General features: G+C 41.0%; 16 protein-coding genes. 12 read left to right on the top strand and 4 right to left on the bottom strand.

Annotation, left to right across the window (positions count from 1 at the left end):
• Nucleotides 1-117 precede the first annotated feature (117 nt).
• From L2755_RS08215 to L2755_RS08205, 3 genes are all read right to left on the bottom strand, one after another.
• Nucleotides 118-285 carry a hypothetical protein gene (locus L2755_RS08215; protein ID WP_248980197.1) on the bottom strand — a complete coding sequence of 56 codons (168 nt, stop codon included), beginning with the start codon at nt 283-285 and terminating at the stop codon, nt 118-120.
• Between the two features lie 125 nt (nt 286-410).
• Nucleotides 411-719: an EscU/YscU/HrcU family type III secretion system export apparatus switch protein gene (locus tag L2755_RS08210; RefSeq protein WP_248980196.1), complete on the bottom strand. Its 309-nt coding sequence runs from the start codon at nt 717-719 to the stop codon at nt 411-413.
• Between the two features lie 7 nt (nt 720-726).
• Nucleotides 727-2,343: a hypothetical protein gene (locus L2755_RS08205; protein WP_248980195.1), complete on the bottom strand. Its 1,617-nt coding sequence runs from the start codon at nt 2,341-2,343 to the stop codon at nt 727-729.
• A 233-nt stretch (nt 2,344-2,576) separates the two neighbouring features.
• Between L2755_RS08205 and L2755_RS08200 the strand changes: the two genes are divergently transcribed.
• The 3 genes from L2755_RS08200 to L2755_RS08190 all read left to right on the top strand — a co-directional run bounded on the left by L2755_RS08200 (nt 2,577) and on the right by L2755_RS08190 (nt 5,127).
• Nucleotides 2,577-3,341: an MlaA family lipoprotein gene (locus L2755_RS08200; RefSeq protein ID WP_248980194.1), complete on the top strand. Its 765-nt coding sequence runs from the start codon at nt 2,577-2,579 to the stop codon at nt 3,339-3,341.
• A 102-nt stretch (nt 3,342-3,443) separates the two neighbouring features.
• A complete protein-coding gene (locus L2755_RS08195; protein WP_248980193.1) occupies nt 3,444-4,550 on the top strand; it encodes a response regulator in 1,107 nt (368 codons plus the stop codon).
• Between the two features lie 223 nt (nt 4,551-4,773).
• The gene (locus tag L2755_RS08190; RefSeq protein ID WP_248980192.1) at nt 4,774-5,127 is read left to right on the top strand and encodes a four helix bundle protein; all 354 of its coding nucleotides are present in this window, start codon (nt 4,774-4,776) and stop codon (nt 5,125-5,127) included.
• 262 nt (nt 5,128-5,389) lie between these two features.
• Here the strand turns inward: L2755_RS08190 and L2755_RS08185 are convergent, their stop codons facing one another.
• Nucleotides 5,390-6,895: a peptide MFS transporter gene (locus tag L2755_RS08185; protein ID WP_248980191.1), complete on the bottom strand. Its 1,506-nt coding sequence runs from the start codon at nt 6,893-6,895 to the stop codon at nt 5,390-5,392.
• 429 nt (nt 6,896-7,324) lie between these two features.
• Between L2755_RS08185 and rfaH the strand changes: the two genes are divergently transcribed.
• From rfaH to L2755_RS08140, 9 genes are all read left to right on the top strand, one after another.
• Complete coding sequence (gene rfaH / locus L2755_RS08180; protein ID WP_248980190.1) at nt 7,325-7,843, top strand: transcription/translation regulatory transformer protein RfaH; 519 nt, start codon at nt 7,325-7,327, stop codon at nt 7,841-7,843.
• Between the two features lie 1,488 nt (nt 7,844-9,331).
• Nucleotides 9,332-12,121 (top strand): SLBB domain-containing protein, encoded by a 2,790-nt coding sequence (locus L2755_RS08175; protein ID WP_248980189.1) that lies wholly within the window; start codon nt 9,332-9,334, stop codon nt 12,119-12,121.
• Between the two features lie 433 nt (nt 12,122-12,554).
• On the top strand, nt 12,555-12,902 hold the full coding sequence (locus tag L2755_RS08170) for a four helix bundle protein (RefSeq protein WP_248980188.1): 348 nt from the start codon (nt 12,555-12,557) through the stop codon (nt 12,900-12,902).
• A gap of 302 nt (nt 12,903-13,204) precedes the next feature.
• Nucleotides 13,205-14,173, top strand: coding sequence for a Wzz/FepE/Etk N-terminal domain-containing protein (locus L2755_RS08165; RefSeq protein WP_248980187.1), 969 nt, complete (start codon nt 13,205-13,207; stop codon nt 14,171-14,173).
• A gap of 208 nt (nt 14,174-14,381) precedes the next feature.
• Complete coding sequence (locus L2755_RS08160) at nt 14,382-15,371, top strand: exopolysaccharide biosynthesis polyprenyl glycosylphosphotransferase (RefSeq protein WP_248980186.1); 990 nt, start codon at nt 14,382-14,384, stop codon at nt 15,369-15,371.
• Nucleotides 15,372-16,115 (top strand): glycosyltransferase family 2 protein, encoded by a 744-nt coding sequence (locus L2755_RS08155; RefSeq protein ID WP_248980185.1) that lies wholly within the window; start codon nt 15,372-15,374, stop codon nt 16,113-16,115.
• Nucleotides 16,116-16,335: 220 nt separating this feature from the next.
• On the top strand, nt 16,336-17,649 hold the full coding sequence (locus L2755_RS08150) for a flippase (RefSeq protein ID WP_248980184.1): 1,314 nt from the start codon (nt 16,336-16,338) through the stop codon (nt 17,647-17,649).
• Between the two features lie 8 nt (nt 17,650-17,657).
• Complete coding sequence (locus L2755_RS08145; protein ID WP_248980183.1) at nt 17,658-18,716, top strand: nitroreductase family protein; 1,059 nt, start codon at nt 17,658-17,660, stop codon at nt 18,714-18,716.
• 1 nt (nt 18,717) lies between these two features.
• Nucleotides 18,718-19,839: a polysaccharide pyruvyl transferase family protein gene (locus L2755_RS08140; RefSeq protein WP_248980182.1), complete on the top strand. Its 1,122-nt coding sequence runs from the start codon at nt 18,718-18,720 to the stop codon at nt 19,837-19,839.
• Nucleotides 19,840-19,859: the final 20 nt, after the last annotated feature.

Here is a 19,859-nt window from a genome sequence, read left to right as displayed (position 1 = left end):
CTAGAACCTAGAACCTAGAACCTAGAACCTTCTTTTAAAGTAGGTCGGCATTTATGCCGTTGGTTAGCATGGTCGATTGCAATGATTGATGGGCTAAAGCCCAACCTACAGTCCAACTTACAGCAGTGTTGTAATGCTTATGTTGGTGTTCACGATTATCTTTTGTAGGTCGGCATTTATGCCGTTGGTTAGCATGGTCGATTGCAATGATTGATGGGCTAAAGCCCAACCTACAGTGGCGTAATGCTTATGCCGGTGTTTACGAATATCTCTGTAGGTCGGCATTTATGCCGTCGTTTTGCTCTTTTCTAGTTTTACCGTAAGCGAAGTGTTCCGTAGTGACGAAGTCACGTGCCGTAAGGCCCTAGGCCGTTCGTCTAAGATTTTCCCGTCTTTGCTAGCATCTATCACTAAACCTCTTCCAAAATCTTTTGATGCATGTTGTTCCACTTTTCTGGAAATTTGCCATCAAGTACATAAGCAAAGGCGATCAGTTCGGCTATGAGTAGGTAGAGCTCTTTGGGTATAGCTTCACCGACTTCCAATTTCTGTAAAAAATCGCAGAGGTGTTCATCTTGATGAATATACACGCCAGCGGCTTTCGCCACAGCAATCATCTCTTGCGCTAAAGCATCTTCGCCCTTAGCGGATACTGTGGGTGCTGAGCCTTTATCGTATTTCAACGCCACGGCTTTAGTCGGCTGTTCTTGGTTGCTCATCTAACTCCTAAACTTCCACTTTAACTAAGTAATGTTCACCGGGCAGTAAAGTGGCGGCGACAGTCTGCTGTTGAGTGTTTATGTTGCTGATGGTTATACCTAACTGCTCGACTTTACTGACCAGACTGGGGCTGAGCAATCTAACTTTACTTAGCAGGGTTTCACTGTCACTGGTGAAATTGACAGATAAGAGTAGTGGGTCTTCGGCTGATCCCGCTACGTTGGCAGTGGCTGTGATTAACAGTGGCCCGCTAGATAGGTTAAATTTAAGCCTAAGTTTCCACTTTTCGCTGGTTTTTGATTGCTCCTCTACCTGCTCAAAATGACCTTCAAACTGTTCTTGATAATGATTGATGGAGTAGGGCAGTGCAAAGTACCAATGGTTAACGCCGTCAAGCGTACCTGATTGCTGCTGATAAAGGCTCAAGTTATTCAGTAAACTGGTCATGGATGTCTGCGCGCCGGTCGCTTCAAGTAATGACAACAGTTGCGGTGAAAGCCCAAGCTTGGCCTGTAATAATGCCAATCTATTGTGTAATTCAGGGCTCAAACTTTGCTTTGCTGCAGCTCTGCCTAACATCAGCTGGCAGAGTAAACTTAAGCTGTCGATATGGCTATTGGCTGTTGTGGTCCATGTTGTAGGAGCAATATTGAGGGTGATTAGGCTTAATAGCGCTTGTTGTAGCCTTTTAGGCTCACTCAGCGATGACATCGACTCAGGACTGAGTTGCGGCAATATCTTAAACAGTGCACTTGCCAAGCTTGTCAGTGGCGAACTGTACTTTATTGATGCTCTGGGTAAGCCGCCGGCTTTGGCTAACGCAGACGCCAAAAAGCTCTGTTGCCCCGCTTGTTTAGGGCTGGCAGTACTTGTTACTGCTAGTGCACTTTTGGCGGCTACTGCTGATGAGTTAATCGAGCCGGGTAGCGACATGTTTTCAAGGCTGCTAAATAACTGCTTGTATTCATAGTTAACGTTTGTTTTCGCTTTGTCTATTTGCGCTACCGGCTGCTGTAAATCGCCGGTACTGTGCTGCAGGCTATTATGACCAAGTTGACCATCGAAGCTGATGGGGATTTGGGCTTGAATGGGCGACAGCTTGAGAAACAGCTGTTGCCCTTTGGTTTTTATTGCTACTGAGTACTCGCCATCGGCCAGTGCAGCAAGCATCGGCAACCTAATATTAGCGCCGTTGTTGAACTGCAGTTCAGTGCCGTGGCTTTTGGCAATCGGCAGCAAATAACCTTCTGCTTTTCTAGCAAGATTTAACAGTTTTTGCTCCGAAATATTGTTGCGCTTTGCCAGTGCTAACATCGCCTTAGGCATAGGAAAAAAAACGGATTGGCCCAAGGTTAGCAGCTGCATCTGCGACGCACTAGTGGCAAGCGAATTTTGCTGCACTATATTAAGTAGGAAAGCGTGCGCTTTAGTAAACTGCTGTGCAGCTAATGGGGCTGCTAGTTTTATTAAGTATGTTTGTCCTGAAAATTTGATCTGGGTAGCACTTTTACTCATGGTGGCAGTGACAGGAATAAGCGCAGCTGAATTGGCAGATAGCGGTGCATTTAGGGCTGGCTTACCTCCTTTTGTCGTGTTTGATACTGAATTAACAAAGTTATCCAAAAGTAGGTCCTATTTTAAGCAAATAATGGCTATGTTTTATCACAAAATTATGTTTGACCTATCGGCTGTACTGAGTATGCTATGCCGTCTTACTCGTCGAATCATCATTCTAATAGTTAATTACGTTAGATGTAGCTTAATTATCCGCTCTTATGACTATATCGGCAGCAACTTGAAAAGACTTAAGCCTTACCGTTGCGGTAACAAATTTAGCCTTTTTAAAAGAGACAATTATGAAGTATAAATGGATTGTGCTTTCTCTGGCGATAGTTGGATTTTCTGCAATTGCTGCAGAAGATAACACCACGGAAGGTAATGAAGTAACAGTCACTTACAATGATCCGCGCGACCCAATCGAAGGGTTTAACCGCGCCATGTGGGATCTAAATTATCTGTTTATGGATCGATATTTCTATCGACCCGTAGCACATGGTTATAGCGACTACGTCCCGCGTCCGGTTAAAAACGGCATTAATAATTTTGTCCTCAACCTCGAAGAACCGAGCAGTATTGTCAATAATACCCTGCAAGGTAAGTGGGGCTGGGCCGCAAATGCAGGTGGTCGTTTTACGGTAAATACCACGTTAGGCCTGTTAGGCGTGGTTGATGTTGCTGAAATGATGGGCATGACTCGTAAGCAAGACGACTTCAACGAAGTGCTTGGTTATTACGGCGTACCTAACGGTCCCTACTTCATGGCGCCATTTATTGGCCCCTATGTGACAAGAGAGCTCGCATCTGATTGGATAGATGATCTATACTTTCCTTTATCTGAGCTGACATTTTGGCAGTCAGTACTGAAGTGGGGTCTTAAAAACCTGCATAAAAGGGCATCTGCAATCGATCAGGAGCGGTTGGTTGACAATGCACTCGATCCATATACTTTCGTCAAGGAAGCGTATTTCCAACATATGGATTACAAAGTATATGATGGTGATATTCCTCAAAGCGAAGATGATGACGAATTACTTGATGAATACATGCAGGAACTTGAGTAAATAATTATATTGTCGGTAACGTATAGAAAAATGAGCCGATATGAAGCGGAAACATAAAAAACAAGGATGTGAGTTTACGCTGTTGTAAGTTAAGGACAGCAAATGGCGCTAAAAGGATTAACAATTCTATTCGTGGAGGACGATCCCGTCTTCCGCAAAATCGTGACGGCTTTTTTAGAGAGTCGAGGCGCGATGGTTATCGAAGCTGATGATGGTGAAGTCGGTTTGTATACCTTTAAAAATCAAAGGTTTGATATCGTTATCGCCGATTTAAGCATGCCAAAGCTTGGTGGCTTAGAAATGCTCAAGGCAATGAATAAATACAGTCCTGGCACCCCCTCTATAATTATCTCCGGCAATCAGGTGATGTCTGATGTTATAGAAGCCCTCAGACACGGCGCAAGCGACTACCTGGTTAAACCGGTAGCTGATCTTTTTCTTATCGAAAACGCCATCCTCGAGTCTGTCCATAGCTCGCTTGAATCGTCTTTGCAGATAGATGAACTGGAATCATTATCTTATCTGGAGTTACACCAAAATCTAGCGCTATTAGAACAAAGTGAGCAAGCCGCAAAGAGCGTGCAACAGCAACTATTCCCCCCAAGTCGCATTGAATACATAAAAGCCGAAATTGACTATAGCCTGTTTAATACCGATAACGTAAGCGCTCACTTTATCGATACTGCCATGCTAGATGATACTCATATCATGATGTATATGGCGCATTTTTATCCCCATGATAATCGCGCCGCATTTGCCAGTGTTTTATTGAAAAGTTTTGTTAATCATAAGTTGAAGCGCTACCGTAATAGTCTGTCAACAGTCATTGCAGAGCCGTTCAATATGCTCACTTATCTGAATAATAGAATGACAAAGTCAGGCTTAGATATCTTTGTAGATATGACCTATGTGGTGATTGACTTGAGTAGTTACCGAGTCGCAATTGCCCAAGCCGGCAGTGAGTTTCGTTGCTACTTGAGAAATAGTGAAGGCCTGACACCACTCGCCCTAGCTGATTCGTTGCAATTAGGCGTGATGAATTGGGGAAACCCCTCTATTCAGTTTCGCACACTGATGCCAGGTGAACAGATATGTATTTTGACCAATGTAAGTGAGCATAAACGGCAGTTACTAAATAATCAGTTTCACGGCCTAGTGCATGACACAAGCATGCCACCAGGCGGTTATATACAGCTGTCGGCGTCTTAAGAAAGGTTTTAGGTGCTAGGTACGAGTCACTAGGAGGAGAGCTTATCGTTTACCTCGAATCATGAGGTCTAGCTTAACTCCATGAGATGACTACCTATGGTTGTAAGGTTAATTTTGTTACACCTTAGGAAGGCTGTATTTAGCCTGATAGCCACTTGTCAATACGGTAGTGCCAGATCAATACTATAGTCATTATTTGTTTTTATTATTCAAGGATGAATGAATGAAAAGCTTTGCGTATGAGAAGCTAGATGTTTGGAAGAGGGCGTCTAGATTAACTTGTAATATTTATAAATTATTTAGAAACTGTAAAGATTATGGCTTTAAAGATCAAGTGACAAGAGCTGCACTGTCAATCCCATCTAACATCGCAGAGGGAGAGGAAAGGCAATCAGCAAAGGAATCGGCTCGCTTTCTATATTACTCAAAAGGCTCAGCTGGTGAACTTGTTACCCAACTGTACATAGCCATTGAAGTCGACTTAGTGGATAAGAAAAGCGCTTTAGCACTAATTGATGAAACAAAGCAGCTATCTTCAATGCTCGCAGCATTAATCAGGATACGAAAAGGCAACTAATCACCAGAGCTATAATCTATTTCTCTTTTATACAAAAATGCCTCGTATTACTACGAGGCATTTTTATTTAATTGCAGAACCTATCTGAAAGCTGAGAAGGTCCTATGTACTAGGACGTTCGCCTGCTCACAGCTAGGATGGACTACGTCCTGCTAGGAAATCAACAGAAAACACCCTTTGGCTTTTGATGTTGATTTTATACTTTGCTAGAACCTAGAACCTAGAACCTAGAACCTAGAACCTAGAACCTAGAACCTAGAACCTAATGCTTTATGCCTTCATGCTCTGCTGTAACTGCAATCTCTTGCTCAAGCACTTCTTCTTCAGTTTCAGGATGGCCTTCAGCGCCGTGCATCCAATCTACAAGCTTATCAGCCATAAAGTAGAGGATGATGCCAGAAATAGTTGCAGTGATTGCGATACCTGCGAAGATCCCCATGGCATTCGCCAATTGTTCTTCTTTAGTACCATCGTGACCGATAAATGAACCGACCACACCGCCAATCTTATTCGCCGCTGCGATAAATAGGAACCATGCACCCATGAGTAACGAAGCAATACGCAGTGGAGCAAGCTTAGTCACCATAGACAAACCGATAGGAGATAAACATAGCTCGCCCATAGTGTGGAAGAAGTATGCACCCACTAACCACCACATGCTTGACTTAACGTTGGCACTGCCATCCATTTCCATTACGGCGCCCATCATAAAGAGGAAACCTATCGCAAGTAGAAATAGACCAAGCGCAAACTTAACCGGTGAGTTAGGCTCGTTTTTACCCAAGCGGATCCAGATTGAAGCAATAACCGGGGCGAAAACAACAATGAAAATGGCGTTAAGAGATTGGAACCAAGTCGTTGGTACTTCAAAACCACCAATAGAACGGTCGGTGAACTCATTGGTAAATAAGTTCAGTAGTCCACCGGCTTGCTCGAAACCAGCCCAGAAAATGACGGTGAACAGACCCATAACCATAATGACTTTGATGCGATCTCGTTCAATTTTGGATAGTGGTTCTTTACGAACAATACCGCTAGCAGCTGCATTTTCTTTATCAACTTTAGCGGCCGGATAGCGACCAATATCGCCAAGCAGCTTTTGAGCAAATATGTACTGTATAATCAGTGAGAAAATCATACCAACACCAGCACAGAAGAAACCTGCCTGCCAGTTGTTGATAAACACTTCTTGTCCTTCAAATAAGACGGTTTGACCAAATGAGGTGTAAGCCCAAGCCACTACAAAACCAGCTAGTGCAGCACCTACGTTAATCCCCATGTAGAAGATAGTGAATGCACCGTCACGACGATGATCGCCTTCTTCATATAGATCACCAACCATAGTCGATATATTTGGCTTAAATAGGCCGTTACCAATAATCAGTGTGCCTAGGCCGATATAGAATGCCATGACTTCAGAACCCGGGATCCAACTATGAGGGAACGCGAGAGTGAACTGACCTATGGCCATTAAGGCGCCACCAATATAGATAGCTTTACGTTGCCCAAGCACATTATCAGCTAACCAACCACCAATCAGCGGAGTGAAATAGACTAAACCAGTAAATGTACCGTAAAGGGAAAGAGCATCACCACTGGTCCAACCTAAACCATGACCACCTTCACCTTGTACTTTATCGACTAGATAAAGTACTAAAATTGCACGCATCGCGTAATAACTAAATCGTTCCCATAATTCTGTTGTAAACAACAGGAACAATCCCTTCGGATGCCCAAGCATCGTCCCCTGGGGTTTTACTCCGCTCATTTGTTCTTCCACCTTCAGCTTGTGATTGCCTGTGAGTTAATAAACTTCACAGAAGTAGTTTTGCATAAATTAGCCCAACCTGATTTGTCGTATATATCGACTGTAACGTTATGCACAGTGCGTATATGTAACAAAATTGATAGCGCTGTTACTGGCTTATATTCTATTTTTTATTATTTGAAGCTAAAAATAGCGCCAAATGCGATAAAGCCCACCTTATATACCCTTTTAAGGGGCCTTAAGTCAATTTTAAGGGAGCGACTGCTGGCTAATTAAGCACAGCGTAGAGTGACTTCGACGCAGGGTCCAACATACAGCCTGTTAATTACCGAGTAACATGAAAATTACTTTCAATTTAATTAGAACTTTTGCTAGTATTCGGCTCCGTGAAGGGACATCACCATTTTAACCATTGATAAGAGATAGAGAATGAAGGCTTGGTATTTACTTTATTGCAAACCTCGTGGCGAAGCCCGAGCGCAACAGAACCTAGCACTTCAAGAGATTGAAACTTATCTGCCTACCTTCCCAGAAGAAAAGTTACAAAAGGGACAAGTAACGATTCGCCGCGTGTCGCTCTTTCCGAGCTATCTATTTGTTTATTTTGATCCACAAGTGACCAGTGTTGCCCGTATTCATAGCACTCGAGGTGTTATCCGCATTGTTGGCTGTAAGGAATTAATGACAGCTATCGATGACAGTGTTATCCAGCGGATAAAAATGCGCGAGCATAAGCTAATGTCCAAATTGTTGCCTGAATCGATTGCACCACCTGAAATGGTGCAAGGTGAAAATATATGCTTTACCGAGGGCCCCTTTGCAGAACTTGAAGGTGTATTTGATGAGTCTAATGGTGAAAAACGTTGTTTTGTACTATTCGAACTGATGGGTAATCAGCAGCGTGTAGCGGTGAATAAATCTGCCATTTCACGATTGGATAAAAAGTAAGTCTAAACTCGCCGTTAAGGTTAGTTGCACATACAGATGTTAAGCATATTTTTAATACTAGTTATTTTAAAGTACGTTAAAAACGATTTTTGTTGTAAGAGATTCGCCATAGTCACTGTTATGCGTAGTAGAAAATCTGAGAGTTATTATTAACGCCGTCACAACATCGCGAACAATGTGAAAGGTAACTGTTTTTAGCGAGATCTGTTCAGTTACGTCCTTTAGTACGTTTGTTACACCATGTTTAGCTTATTTATAATTATTATGTCTTTATCTTTAATGCCCGATAATCATCAAGCTACATTTTTGTTTTTAGCATTTCGTGGTTTTGCGCCTTTTATCGGATAAAGATTGAACACTTAGTAAATGGTATCTCTTAGAGTTACTGCTCAAATGGGCTCATTGATGTATAATCTTGCGCGACTTGAAGCAGGTTATTGGCTAAAGCTAAAGGCCAAAGAAAATGGGTCAGTGGGTAAAATTTATCTGACGGAGTTTGTAGTGAGCGTTGTGGTTGCTAGGTAATATGGGTTATAGCATCAATAGGTGAGTTGATTTAGTAGCAACCAATCCTGAATTTCATATTGGTTGTTACTAAATCAACTTAAAGGCTCGGCCTTTAGTTAGACAAATTGAGATGTCCGCATTGCGGATGGGCACTTTGGAAGCCGTGATCCATGGGCGGTAGCGTGTCTAAAATCTGAGAAGCTCCGAGGTACTAGAACCTTCTTTTAAAGTAGGTCGGCATTTATGCCGTCGCTTTGCTCTTTTCTAGTTTTCACCGTAAGCAAAGTGTTCCCTAAGGCCGTAGGCCGTTCGTTTAAGATTTCACCGTCTTTGCTAGAAAGCTGAGAAGGTCCTAGATACTAGGACGTTCGCCAGCTCACTGCTAGAACGGACTACGTCCTGCTAGGAAATCAACAGAAAACACCCTTTGGCTTTTGATGTTGGTGTTGATTTTATACTTTGCTAGAACCTAGAACCTAGAACCTAGAACCTAGAACCTAGAACCTAGAACCTAGAACCTAGAACCTAGAACCTAGAACCTTCTTTTAAAGTAGGTCGGCATTTATGCCGTCGGTTAGCATGGTCGATTGCAATGATTGATGGGCTAAAGCCCAACCTACAGAAGTGTTGTAATGCTTATGTTGGTGTTTACGATTATCTTTTGTAGGTCGGCATTTATGCCGTCGGTTAGCATGGTCGATTGCAATGATTGATGGGCTAGAGCCCAACCTACAGCGGTGTTGTAATGCTTATGTTGGTGTTCACGATTATCTTTTGTAGGTCGGCATTTATGCCGTTGCTGTGCTCTTTTCTAGTTTTTACCCTAAGACCATAGGCCGTTCATCTAAGATTTTACCGTCTTTGCTTTACTGTAAGCGAAGCGTTCCGTAGTGACGAAGTCACGTGCCGTAAGGCCAACGGCCGTTCGTCTCAGCCCTAACCTGCTTTTTACCTGTTTTTAACTTTTTTCGGAGATAACTGGTGCTTAATAAGACTAAAAAACTCATCATTGCTGGCATGTCGGCGCTGATATTACTGTCAGGGCAGGCTAGTGCTATTACGCCATCTCCTCAAATGATGGAGCAGTTTAAAAACTTGCCAGCATCAGAGCAACAACGTTTAGCGAAGCAATATGGCATTGATCCGTCAATGTTAGGTGGCAGCACTAGCTCACAGCAGCAATTAGAAAATCCTAACTTGGTGAATCCGCGTGCCCAGTACGATGAAAATGGTCAGCTAATTCAAACGGACCAGTTTGGTAACCCGGTTGATCAGCTTGGCAATCCGTTAAAAGATAAAAATGCTGAACAGTTAACCTTTGAAGAAGATGCGGCTAAAACAGAACTAAAGCGCTTTGGTTATGATTTGTTTGCCGGGGAGCCAACAACGTTCGCACCGGTTTCTGATGTACCAGTACCCAGTGAATACCTCGTTGGCCCTGGCGACAACATTAAAGTTCAGCTGTACGGTAAAGAAAACAAAGAATACGACCTAGTCATCAATCGGGAAGGCGTTATTCAGTTTCCTGAACTGGGTCCAATTACCGTCATCGGGCTGACTTTTGCCGAGTTAAGAGAATCATTATCGCAACGCATAGAAAAGCAGATGATTGGTATTCAATCGAATATCACCATGGGCGAACTACGCTCTATTCGTATATTTGTTGCCGGTGATGCCTATAAACCTGGCTCATATACCGTTTCAAGTCTTTCAACCATTACTCAAGCCCTATTCGTGTCTGGTGGTGTCAACGAGATTGGCTCACTGCGAGATATTCAGGTCAAACGTGCAGGTAAACTCGTTGGCAGTATGGACCTATATGACCTGCTACTTCGCGGCGATGCTTCTGGCGATATCCGCCTTCGCTCAGGTGATGTGGTGTTTATTCCATCGGTTGGCGGCCTAGTGAGTGTTACCGGTGAAGTTAGACGTCCTGCTATCTATGAGCTTAAACAGCATGAAACCATGGCGCAGGTCATTGAAATGGCCGCAGGCATAAAGCCCGGTGCCTATCCAAAACGCAGCAGTGTTGAACGTTTTAATAAAAACAGCCTTAGAACCATCGTAAACGTTGACCTTACTTCTACTGCAGGAAAAGCAACGAAAGCGCTATCCGGTGATGTTATCCGGGTTAAAAGTGCCGCTTCACAATATGAAGATGCACTAACCCTTATTGGTGCTGTGGTTAGACCGGGAAAATACCAATGGTATAAAGGTCAGAAGTTAAGTGACTTAGTTCCTTCCATCTGGGGCGATTTAACCGTTTCTGCCGATTTAGAATACGCAATTATTATCCGTGAAAAAAATAAACAGGGTGATATTGAAGTCTACCAATTTTCACCATCACAAGCGATAAACGGTAAGGTTGCATCGCAAAATCTACTGCTTAATCCACGCGATAAAATTATCTTCTTCAATTTCAGCGACATGACTCAAAACCGATATGAACTGAATAAGCTAGTCAAAGAACGGGTCATGAAGGTTCAATCACTCGCCGGTGACTCGTTACTTGGCAATGATCTCTTTAAAGCGGGATTCTCTCAACTTAGCCAACAGAAGTTTGCCGATCGCTCTGAGTTAGGTGGCATCGCAATTAATAGCAAGGCAGAAGATAATGAGAACGCCGCAATCAAAGGTGAAGTCAACAAGATGTTGGTTAACCTGTTCGAAGACAGAGATTTAATTAAGCTTAGTAGCGTAATGAATCGCGGCGAGCTTCTATACCCAGTGATCATGAAGCTGAATAATCAAGGACGTCAAGGAGCTGGAGTTCAAGCTATTGCGGTCAATGGTAAGGTCAATAACCCCGGTATTTATCCTCTCGCTGTTAATGCAAAAATAAGTGATTTGGTGACGGCAGCAGGTGGCCTAGAAGAGGGTGCCTATACCACACGCGCAGAGCTAACGAGTACCTTTACTACCGCTGATGGCTCATCAATTAGCCATAAAAATATTGCATTAGATTTAGCGCTGCAAGGTGATGCATCTCAAAACGTGTTACTGAAAAGTCGCGACATACTGACGGTGATGACAACCCCTGATTGGCAAAAAAATAAATCAGTTGAAATTCGCGGTGAAGTTAAGTTCCCAGGCACTTATAACATTCGCCGCGGTGAAACCTTAGGGGATGTACTTAGCCGCGCAGGTGGTTTTACGGATTACGCCTACTTACCCTCGACGGTTTTTGTGCGTGAATCTGTGCGTCAACAAGAGCAGTTAGAGATTAAGAAGCTTGCAGATCAACTGCGTCGTGATATTGCCACTCGCGGAGTATCGAAAGACGGTAATGTTGCAAATTATAGCGACGCACAAATGATGCTTACCGATCTGGAAAATATCCAAGCTGTTGGCCGTTTAGTGGTCGACCTTTCGGCTATCTCTATTGGTATCTCCCAGGCAGATCTTCAATTAGAAGATGAAGACGTACTGTATATCCCATCGACTAAGCAAACCATCGCCGTAATGGGTGAAGTACAGCATGCTGCAACCCATCGATTTAAAGAGGGTCAGACAGTAGAGCAATATCTAGCAATGTCTGGCGGTGCTAGAGCACGTGCTGATGATGACAGAACCTACATCATTAAAGCAGATGGTTCAGTGATGCTTCCTAACCAGTCAATGTGGTTCAGCAGCGAGTCTAGCCTACAGCCAGGCGACACCATCATCGTGCCACTTGATACTGAATACAAAGACAGCTTAACGCTTTGGACGCAAGTCACCAGCATCATATACAACACAGCAGTCGCATTCGCCACCGTCGCAAATCTTTAAAAAGAAGGCTAGGATGACACTAGATTCTAGAACACTACGCTGCTAGAGCGGACTACGTCCTGCTATAAATGCAAAAGCCAAAAGCCAAAAGCAAAGGTAAGGTTTAGTCGTTCGCTTTGCTCTGCTATTGATTGTATAGAATCTAGAAGGAGCTTGCGACGCTCTCGCCGTGACGAAGTCACGACCTAGAAGCGCAGCGCTTCTAGAGCGGTGAGGCTAAGATGACTCTAGATTCTAGAACACTACGCTGCTAGAGCGGACTACGTCCTGCTATAAATGCAAAAGCCAAAAGCCAAAAGCAAAGGTAAGGTTAGTCGTTCGCTTTGCTCTGCTATTGATTGTATAGAATCTAGAAGGAGCTTGCGACGCTCTCGCCGTGACGAAGTCACGACCTAGAAGCGCTACGCTCTGACTAATGAAAGGAGTCACTCAAATGAGATTCGAACAACTGGATGTTTGGAAAAGAGCATCACGACTCGCATGTGAAGTCTATAAGGCTACAGAGAAAGTACAAAACTGGGGCTTCAAAGATCAAATAACGCGTTCAGGTTTATCCGTTCCTTCAAATATTGCCGAAGGAGAGGAGCGAGAAACAGCGAAAGAGAAAATACGTTTCTTGTATTACGCGAAAGGCTCACTTGGGGAGTTAGTTACCCAGTTATACATCGGAATTGAAATCGGCTATCTAGAAAAACATTCCTCAATGGAAATGGTAAAAGAAGCCAAAGAGCTCGCAAAAATCCTAGGTGCAATGATCAAGAACAAAGAGTCACAGGTATAAAGGCTGAGAAGTACGCCCTTTGGGCTGCTAGAACGCTTTGCTGCTAGAGCGGACTTTGTCCTGCTATAAACGCAAAAGATTAGGCTGAGGCGTTCGCTTTGCTCATCTTTTGATTGTATAGAATCTAGAAGCGCAGCGCTCTCGCCAGCCGCAGGCTGCACTAGCAGGCCGAAGGCCGCTCTTCTTATTGAGCCTAGAAAACACAAATTATTACAAGAAGCGAGTATCAACAGATGCCTGCTCGTATAGAAGCGAAGCGCACTAGCCGCGAAGCGTCCTAGAATCTAGAGTCTAAATAACCAATGAACAACATTCAAAACCAAGACGCACAATTCACCCAATACCCAAATCAACAGCTAAAAGCCGACGACGAAATCGACCTCCGCGAATTGTTTAAAGTCATATGGCAAGGCAAATGGCTAATCATTGCTATAACGGCAGTATTCACCATAGCTTCAGTAGCGTTCGCAGTTATGCAACCCAACACCTACAAGTCTGAAGCGTTGCTAGCACCAGCGAGCGAAGAGCAGGGCGGCGGCTTAAGTGCATTAGCGGGTCAATTTGGCGGCCTTGCGAGTATGGCTGGCATTAACCTTGGCGGTGGCGGCGGAGTCGATAAAACCCAAATGGCGATAGAGGTGATGAAGTCACGTCAATTTACCAGTCAATTTATCCAAAAGCACAACATTCTTCCTGATTTAATGGCAGTCGAAAAGTGGAATCTAAACGATAATTCAATCATATATGATGATGAATTATATGACGTCAGTAAAAATTCATGGGTTCGTGAAGTTAAAGCACCATATAAACCTGAGCCTTCTATGCAAGAAGCCTATAAAGAGTTCAGTAAGGTTATTGCAGTTAACTCCGCTAAAGATAGCGGCATGGTCACAGTATCGGTTGAGCATTTATCACCGGCTATTGCACAACAGTGGGTGGCCTGGTTAGTAGAAGATATTAACAAAGTCATGAAAGAGCGAGATGTTATTGACGCTAATAGAAGTAGAGAGTTTTTAAGCAAACAAATAGCACAAACTAATATTGCAGATATTCGTTCGATTCTCTATAAGTTAGTCGAAGAGCAAGAGAAAACAATAATGTTTGCTGAGGTAAGAGAGGAATATATTTTCAAGACAATTGACCCAGCATTCATACCAGAAGAAAAATCAAAACCTAACCGAGCACTAATTTGTATTTTAGGAACCACTTTTGGTGGAGTTCTAAGCTTTCTTATCGTGATAATGAAATCTTTTATAAGAAAAGCAGACTGATTGGTAGCTTGTATCGGTTAGAACGATATTTACAGAACCAATTATATTAGGGATTTCCAGTGTCAAATTTAGAGGTTGTATGTAGGCTATTGGCCTTAAATTACGTTTTTAAATACGTGAATGATTCTGGTAAGCTAGAATATACAGAGTTAAAATTATAAGTTAGCACTTTCTTTGTATACAATATAATAATTAATTTGGTAACTATATGAATTTGAGAGCCAATAAAGCTGTTGAGACTGAAGAGTATCAGCCCTTAAAGTTAGTATCTAAACGCTTCAAGTCTAAAAAGAAAGTCTTAACACAACAGTTAATTTATATCTTTTGTCCCGCTGAAAAAAAGCAAGAGATAGCGGGTATTGTCGAAGGTTATGAATTCGACATGATCTTTAATGATTACAGTATTAAAGACCTAAGCTGTAAAGTGATATGCCACTTTCAAAGTGCTCATTTATCAAAAGAGCAAAGACAGTTTTTAGTTAACGCAACTGAACTTGGAGCTTGGGTCGAACCTCTCGTAAGTTATTTGGATGCAAGATTAGGTTATACTGAAGTGAGATTGCTTCATAGTGGTTACTTCTTGCACCAAAAGGCATTTTCTATATTGTCAACAAAGAGAACTCAACTAGCAAAACGTTTAATTGATTTGTGTGCAGTTTTCTTGCTGTCTTTCGTCGCACTTCCCGTAGGAATAGTTGCAGCATTAGCGATCAAGATGGAAAGTCCAGGTTCTATATTTTATAAACAGCGCCGAACAGGGCAATACAATGATGAGTTCGAGGTGATTAAATTTCGTTCCATGAGAAGTGACGCTGAAAGTAAAGGTGCTCAATGGGCTTCAATAAATGACAACAGGGTCACAAGAGTTGGTAATTTCATTCGTAGAACTCGTATAGATGAGTTACCACAGATTATAAATATACTGAAAGGCGAGATGTCTATTGTGGGGCCAAGACCCGAACGTGAAGTATTCATAAATGATTTGGAAAAAGAGATTCCATATTATCGTTTTCGGCATGCAGTTAAACCAGGTGTAACTGGATTAGCACAGGTAAGTTATCCGTATGGCGCGTCGGTTAACGATGCAATGTGGAAACACAAGTATGATATATTTTATATTAAGCACCATAGTACACTTTTAGATATTAAAATCTTGTTTAAAACCGTTAAAGTTGTCCTATTTGGAATGGGAAGATAAATGCAACCATTAGTTTCTATAATTATGCCTGCATATAATTCTTCTGAATTCATTTGTGAAAGTATCGATTCTGTTTTATCACAAACATATATGAATTGGGAACTTATAATTACAGATGATTTTTCGACAGATGGAACGCAAAATATAATTGAAAATTATGCTCGAAAAGATAATAGAATAAAATTTCACTTTCAAGATGCTAATCTCGGAGCCGGTGCTGCTAGAAATAAGTCCATCCGTAAATCTAATGGAAGATTTATTGCTTTCTTAGATTCTGATGATTTGTGGTTGCAAAATAAGCTTGAAGTACAAGTTAAGTTTATGGTCGATAATGATGTTGCTTTATCTTATAGTGGATACAAAAAATTTAGTCGTCAAGGTGTTGGCGGTATAGTTAAGCCACAACAGACAGTTAATTATAAACAATTACTTTGTAGCAATGTTATCGGCTGTTTGACGGCAATGTACGATAGTCATTTGATGGGGAAAAGGTATATGCCTCTCATCAGGAAACGGCAAGACATGGGACTTTGGTTAGATATCCTTAAAGATATCGATTGTGCTAAAGCTATACCAGAAGTACTGGCTATGTATCGAGTTGATTCAGGTATGACTCAAAATAAATTTCATGTTTTGAAATATCAGTGGCGTTTTTATAGAGATGTTGTTGGTTTAAGTCGCGTTAAATCATTGATGTTTTTTGTTATATACTCTTATAAGGGTTTTATTAAGAGCCAGCTTTAGGTTGCCTAATTTTATTTTTGATAAATTAACTATTATTATCTACTTAATATAATAAAATATATTCGCGATTGCACTTTACTAATTTAGGCTATTTAAAATATACATTGAAGTAAAGATTAATCATATTCATGTAAAGCAGAGTTGCTCTGTAAAGTTAATTATATGTAAAGCAGTTTGCGATGTTTATTGTTCAAATGTTTGAAAGGCCTTGGAAATCAAATTGAGTACACTAGTAAAAAACGTCACCAGAAATGCCTCGTGGCTGATGTCAGAGAAAGTTGTAGTTATGGGGGCAAATCTATTGGTCAACGTGCTTTTAGCTAGAAGCATGGGACCGGAGGGTTTTGGTAAGTTAAGCTATATTATTGCAATTGTTGCGATGTTTGCCCCTTTAGCGGCACTAGGAATGAATGCGATAGTTACACGTGAATTGATTAATTCACCAGATCAACATGACAAAATCATTGCAACGACATTAGCGATGCGTGTCTTTGGATCTAGTTCTGTAAGCTTAATATGTTTGACTATTGCCATATGTGGTATTGGATTAACTAACGAAGAAAGCCGTTGGGGCTTAATTGTATTGTGTTTAGCGTCAGCATTCAGTTGTTTCTCTGTTCTTGAATTTTGGTTTCAGTCTAAAATGGCTGCCAAAGTTGTAACTAGAATGAAGTTAGCTATTGTCTTATTCTTTTCACTTATTAAAATTATTGCAATATATTCAGATGCAGAGTTCATAGTATTAGTGAGTGTATTTGCTATTGAGAATGTTTTTGTAGGACTTGGTTTTGTTTATATATATTATAAAGATGGTTTTAAACTAGTTTTAAAGTCTGTTGATTTTCAGTATGGCTTAAACTTAGTAAAAAGGTCATTTTGGCTAATTCTTTCTGGTTTTGCAGCTATTATCTATTTAAAAATTGACCAGATAATGTTAGAACAATTGTCCTCAACATCAGAGGTTGGTCTTTACGCTGTAGCAGCAAGGATGTCTGAAGTGTGGTACTTTTTCGCGGACGCTATTGTTATATCACTATTCCCATCGTTATTATTACTTAAGCAACAGAACAATAATAAAAAATATTTGGTTAGATTACAGAAGTTAAGTGATATTTTATTGCTTTTAGGATTTGTGCTAGCAATCTTTGTCACTATTATTGCTAAACCTTTCATCGGTGTTGTTTTTGGCAGTGATTATCTATCATCTGCTCTTATTTTACAGATACATATCTGGGCTTGTGTTTTTGTTTTTATGAGATCAATGGTAAGCAAATGGTTAATAGTTGAGGATTTGTTAAGATACTCCCTAATTAGTCATGGGTTAGGTGCGGTTATTAACGTAATTGTTAATTATTTATTGATACCTACGTATGGTGGGGTCGGTGCTGCTGCCGCAACACTAATTTCATATTTCGTGGCATCCTATCTTGCTTTTTGGTTTGGAAGAAAAACCCGGATAATGGCTATAATAATGTCTCGTTCTCTCCTATTACCTTTTACGTTTGGTTACAGGTATTGGTCCATTTTCAAGTGAGTATTTAGATGCGTAAAGTATTAAAAAAATTATTACCGAACAGTATTGTTTCAAAGATTTATGCTTTAAAAATTGAGATTAACTTCCAGTTTATAAAGCTTTTCGCTAAGTCTGACTTCTTGTCATCGCTATACTATTTATTATTCAGTTCATCTTTTTCTCGGGAGCATCGAAGTGTTTTAAAAGGGCGATTGGCGTATAAGCAGACTCTTCTACTTGTAGATAAAAGTAGCGCTTTACTACGTAGAAATATTCATAGAATAGAGAAAGGATTGATAATGCAGCCAAGGCGTGACGTTTTTGCTGAGGCATATATAGGCGAAACAGTAAAATGTTACACTTCAGCAATGGAGCAAACGAGTGTTTGTACTGAAGAGTTAAAATGGGCACAAGATGTCCTAACGTTATACTTTTCTGTAGTTAGTCATCATGGAGCGATAGCAAAAGCCTTTGAAGATTATAATTCTGAATGCGAACATTCAGCTTTGAGCTACGTACCTTACAAATATAAGGACTTGCCACCGAGCTGTGTAACTTTCGAGCAGTTGGAAACGCTTTATAAAAGGCGTCGTTCTGTTCGTTGGTTTGAAAATAAAGAAGTTCCAATAGCTCTGCTTAAGCAGGCTGTGAATGCTGCGTCTCTAGCGCCATCTGCTTGTAATAGGCAGCCATATGAATTTTACATCGTTAATGAATCAGGTAAAGCAACTGCCTTGGCTGAGCTTGCCATGGGGACTGCAGGATTCGCAAAAAATATTCAATGTACAATTGCTATAGTTGGGGACCTGAGTGCTTACCCTGCCGAAAGAGATAGACATGTTATCTACATTGACTCTTCGTTGGCTAGTATGCAATTAATGCTAGCTTTGGAAACGCTAGGATTAGCTACTTGTTCAATAAACTGGCCTGATGTTGAGGGCCGGGAAAAGGCAATAGAGTCTAAGTTAGAGCTACCTAAACATAAGCGAGTTATAATGTTAATGGCAGTTGGTTATGCTCAGAAAGAAGGTGGTATACCTTTTTCTCAGAAAAAAAGTGATAAATTATTAGTAAAGGAAATTTCATAGAATGATGATCGAAATTAAGGGGATTGGCCTCCCTAACCGCGGCGCTGAGTTGATGTTATTAGCTGTCATTCAAGAGTTTGAAAAGCGTGGGGTAGAATCAGATTTTGTAGTTGAGCCTCTAGGTGATTATAAAACAAGAGTTAAATATAATCTTTTTCAAAAGTCACGTTTTTTTGGTAAAGGCTATAATTTTGGTTGGCCATTTTCTCTTTTACCTAAGGTAATAAGGGACAAATATGGAATTGTTAATAAAAATGAAATTGATTTAGTTATTGATGCTTCTGGATTTGCCTACGGTGACAAATGGGGAAAGAAGCTCATCCAGGATAGACTAGGTAAAGAGATTGATTACTTTAATACGAAAGGTGTTAAAGTCATTTTACTACCTCAAGCATTTGGGTCTTTTAATGATAAAGCGGTGGCTAATGCAACGGCTAATATTATTTGCAAATCAGATTTAGTTATCGCTCGTGATCAAACTTCTTATGATTTCGTTAAGCAATTAGGAACGTTTAGTCAATTACAATCATTCCCAGACTTCACTAATTTGGTTAAACCTGTTATTTGTACTAAATATGATTCACTTAAAGATCGTGCTTGTATCATCCCCAACTTTCAAATGATGCGAAGAGGAAATGTAGGGGGAGAATATAAAACTGTTCTTGCTAACTCTCTAAAGTACTTGATTGAGAATGGGCACAATCCTTATTTGCTCATACATGAAGGACCGAGAGATCTCGCTTTGGCAAATGAAATCAATGATTTGCTGCCAATTCCAGTTGAAATTATTGATCCGCAAGATGCATTGGATATTAAGAGTATAATTAGTCGGTCCTCTATTGTTATTGGCTCCAGATTTCATGGGTTGGTTAGTGCACTATCTACTGGAATTCCAGTTATTGCAATGGGCTGGAGTCATAAGTATGAAATGTTGCTAAATGATTATGATGTTTCAGAACTTTTAGTTGAAGTGAAAGAAGAGTTTATTATTGAACTAGTTGAAAAACTAACAAATGATCAAGATTATAGAGCTTCAACATTAGCCAAAATTAACATGTCTTCAGCGAAACAGAAAAAACTAACTGAAAAAATGTGGGACTCGGTTTTTTCAGCTATACAATAATTATGAAAACGGTCCAAATT

Source organism: Shewanella abyssi, from assembly GCF_023284025.1.
In the GTDB taxonomy this organism is placed as follows: Bacteria; Pseudomonadota; Gammaproteobacteria; order Enterobacterales; family Shewanellaceae; genus Shewanella; species Shewanella abyssi.
The sequence above is the reverse complement of the archived record's forward strand: the minus strand, read 5'-3'. Positions and strand labels throughout refer to the sequence as shown.

What these genes read in the sequence shown, in the direction of transcription:
- L2755_RS08160 (WP_248980186.1), top strand. Translation starts at nt 14,382, where the DNA reads ATGAATTTGAGAGCCAATAAAGCTGTTGAGACTGAAGAGTATCAGCCC.
- L2755_RS08215 (WP_248980197.1), bottom strand. Translation starts at nt 285, where the DNA reads ATGCCGACCTACAGAGATATTCGTAAACACCGGCATAAGCATTACGCC.
- L2755_RS08190 (WP_248980192.1), top strand. Translation starts at nt 4,774, where the DNA reads ATGAAAAGCTTTGCGTATGAGAAGCTAGATGTTTGGAAGAGGGCGTCT.
- L2755_RS08170 (WP_248980188.1), top strand. Translation starts at nt 12,555, where the DNA reads ATGAGATTCGAACAACTGGATGTTTGGAAAAGAGCATCACGACTCGCA.
- L2755_RS08195 (WP_248980193.1), top strand. Translation starts at nt 3,444, where the DNA reads ATGGCGCTAAAAGGATTAACAATTCTATTCGTGGAGGACGATCCCGTC.
- L2755_RS08165 (WP_248980187.1), top strand. Translation starts at nt 13,205, where the DNA reads ATGAACAACATTCAAAACCAAGACGCACAATTCACCCAATACCCAAAT.
- L2755_RS08155 (WP_248980185.1), top strand. Translation starts at nt 15,372, where the DNA reads ATGCAACCATTAGTTTCTATAATTATGCCTGCATATAATTCTTCTGAA.
- L2755_RS08140 (WP_248980182.1), top strand. Translation starts at nt 18,718, where the DNA reads ATGATGATCGAAATTAAGGGGATTGGCCTCCCTAACCGCGGCGCTGAG.
- L2755_RS08145 (WP_248980183.1), top strand. Translation starts at nt 17,658, where the DNA reads ATGCGTAAAGTATTAAAAAAATTATTACCGAACAGTATTGTTTCAAAG.
- L2755_RS08200 (WP_248980194.1), top strand. Translation starts at nt 2,577, where the DNA reads ATGAAGTATAAATGGATTGTGCTTTCTCTGGCGATAGTTGGATTTTCT.
- L2755_RS08210 (WP_248980196.1), bottom strand. Translation starts at nt 719, where the DNA reads ATGAGCAACCAAGAACAGCCGACTAAAGCCGTGGCGTTGAAATACGAT.
- L2755_RS08185 (WP_248980191.1), bottom strand. Translation starts at nt 6,895, where the DNA reads ATGAGCGGAGTAAAACCCCAGGGGACGATGCTTGGGCATCCGAAGGGA.
- rfaH (WP_248980190.1), top strand. Translation starts at nt 7,325, where the DNA reads ATGAAGGCTTGGTATTTACTTTATTGCAAACCTCGTGGCGAAGCCCGA.